Here is a 701-nt window from a genome sequence, read left to right on the forward strand (position 1 = left end):
TTCCGTCTTTCTCCTCGCGTCCGCAGGGCGGAGGGACGGCCCCGGTTGATGAGCGAGCGGTGTTCACGGCCGTCGTGTACGTGCTGACCAGCGGCTGCGCCTGGCGGCATCTACCGGAGACGTTCGGTGTCTCGCCGGCGACCGCGCACCGCCGGTTCGCCGCATGGACCGGGGCTGGGCTGTGGCGTCGCCTGCACCAGGCTGTCCTGGACGAGCTCGGAGCTCGCGGTGAGGTGGACTGGACCTCGGCGATCGTGGACGCGGCCTCGGTTCGTGCGAAAAAAGGGGATCACTGACCGGGCGCAATCCGGTCGACCGGGGCAAGAAGGGCAGCAGACTGCACGTCCTGTCCGACGCACAAGGCTTACCTCTCGCCCTCGGCGTCTCCGGCGCCAACGTCCACGACAGCCAGGCACTCCTTCCGCTGGTCGTGGGCATACCCGCTATCCGCTCCCGCCGTGGACCGCGACGCCGCCGACCGGGAAGGCTCCGCGCCGACAAGGCCTACCACTCCACCGATCGACTCTCGTGGCTGCGCGGCCGCGGCATCGTCCCACGCATCGCCCGACCCGGCATTGAGTCCAGCGAGCGCCTCGGCCGACACCGCTGGAAGATCGAGCGGTCGATCTCCTGGCTCTTCGGCTACCGTCGCCTGACCGTCCGATACGAGCGAAAAGGGAACCACTTCCTCGCCTTCCTCG

General features: G+C 69.0%; 2 protein-coding genes. Both read left to right on the forward strand.

Going from position 1 to position 701, the window contains the following annotated elements; translation table 11 throughout:
- On the forward strand, window positions 1–296 hold a 296-nt coding region (locus tag NQU54_RS50505), incomplete at its 5' end, for a transposase (RefSeq protein ID WP_372506441.1).
- A 50-nt stretch (window positions 297–346) separates the two neighbouring features.
- Window positions 347–701: transposase (locus NQU54_RS50510; RefSeq protein WP_372506442.1), on the forward strand; the 355-nt coding region annotated here is incomplete at its 3' end.

Source organism: Streptomyces malaysiensis subsp. samsunensis (assembly GCF_024519315.1).
Taxonomy (GTDB): Bacteria; Actinomycetota; Actinomycetes; order Streptomycetales; family Streptomycetaceae; genus Streptomyces; species Streptomyces malaysiensis.